The organism is Streptomyces dysideae (genome assembly GCF_001514305.1).
GTDB lineage: Bacteria > Actinomycetota > Actinomycetes > Streptomycetales > Streptomycetaceae > Streptomyces > Streptomyces dysideae.
Genome location: NZ_KQ949189.1, coordinates 1 through 1,410 on the forward strand (window position 1 = coordinate 1; position 1,410 = coordinate 1,410).

At 71.0% G+C, this 1,410-nt stretch carries 2 protein-coding genes; both read left to right on the top strand.

What is annotated here, in order from left to right; genetic code table 11:
• Positions 1-323: 323 nt before the first annotated feature.
• Entirely contained in the window at positions 324-1,145 is an 822-nt protein-coding gene (locus tag AQJ91_RS54260; RefSeq protein ID WP_067036794.1) for a hypothetical protein, read from the top strand.
• Positions 1,142-1,410: hypothetical protein (locus AQJ91_RS57255; RefSeq protein WP_234383488.1), on the top strand; the 269-nt coding region annotated here is incomplete at its 3' end. The genes AQJ91_RS54260 and AQJ91_RS57255, both read left to right, overlap by 4 nt.

A 1,410-nucleotide genomic window follows, 5' to 3' on the forward strand; every position in this document is an offset into this window, starting at 1 on the left:
GAGCCAGGGACGATCAGCGGCCCGTGCCGCCACCGCTGGGACGCGGGCATCGACGACCATACCACGCGAACGTGGATGCGCCTCGCGCGCGTACGGCGGCCTGGCCTCCACCCCAACAGACCAATGCGGTACAGGTGTCCATCTGCGTCAACGGCACGCGGTGTCCAGCGAGCCGGCAAGGCTCCGGCTGCCCTCCGCAGGCGATCTTGGTGTGGTTCCCACAGGATGGATGGTGCTGGTTGCCCGGCCACGGGGGTTCGCCCAGGGCGGCCGCTTTCGCGTGCGGCGGACTGCCGCACCATCTTTCCTTCAGGGAGCACCGCATGGCTGTGATGACGGAGGAACTGGTACCGGCGCTGGAGGATGTGCGCCAGGCGCATGCCGCGGTCCTCGACCGGTTCCGGGCGGATGCGACGGTCACTCCGCCGGGACCGTACCGGCAGATGCTCGAACGCCAGGCCGCTGAGGTCCAGATCGGCGTCCAGTGCGTCGAACGCCGGGAGCGCGTTCTGCACCCGCTGGGGGTACTGGGCATCGCAGCGAGTGTGACGCGCTCTGTCTCACACGGGGTCGTGCGCACGGCGATGCTGCCAGTGACCGTTGCCTCGAAGGTCGTCAGGGGAGTGCTGCCCGGCGGGGGCCTGGCCAATCCGCGACAGCAGCTGAGGAACGCGGAGGACGAGTACGCGGCTGCGGCGCGTGCGCTGGCGGCCTGCCGGGCCGGGGAGGCCCTCGCCGAACAGGTGGACGACCAGCGCACCGCCGACCTGCTCGGCTTCCTGCGCCGCCAGGACGAGCAACTGATGGAGGAACTGGAGGACAGCCTCGCTGGGCATGCCCGCGCTGTGGCCGCATCCGCCAACAGCTTCGGCCCGCGGGAAGGCGGGAACGGCGGTTTGGGCGGGGCAGCGACCCAGACGATTCGTCACGTGTTCGACCGGGCGCGGAACGTCGCAGAGCGAGGCATCGGGCGGGCCCGGGGTGCGGACGAGGGCGTGGGGGCGGGAAATGCCCGAGCCCGGCCCCATGGCCGAGGAGGTCCTGGGAGCGGTCAGGCGGGAGGAGGATCTGCCCATTCCCGGGTTCAGGCAACTCAGCACGGACCAGATCGAGAAGGCTGCGCACACCTTCCCGTCTGGACTTGACGGTGATCGAGGGCTACGAGCGCGCACACGCCCGAGCCGTCGTCCTGTTGGGTATAGGCGCCGTAGCGGCGGGCGCCGTTCAGAAGGGTGAACAGGCTGGGGGCGTCGCCGTCCGGTTCCGCCGCCACCTGGACGCGCTCGCCGGCCTGTTCACCCAGTCGCTTGGCTGCCCGAGGACCACCTCGCCCCGTTCGTCAAGCGTGGCATGGTCGCCGATGCCCGCGTCCCAGCGGTGGCGGCACGGGCCGCTGATCGTCCCCGGCTG

What these genes read in the sequence shown, in the direction of transcription:
- AQJ91_RS54260 (WP_067036794.1), top strand. Translation starts at nt 324, where the DNA reads ATGGCTGTGATGACGGAGGAACTGGTACCGGCGCTGGAGGATGTGCGC.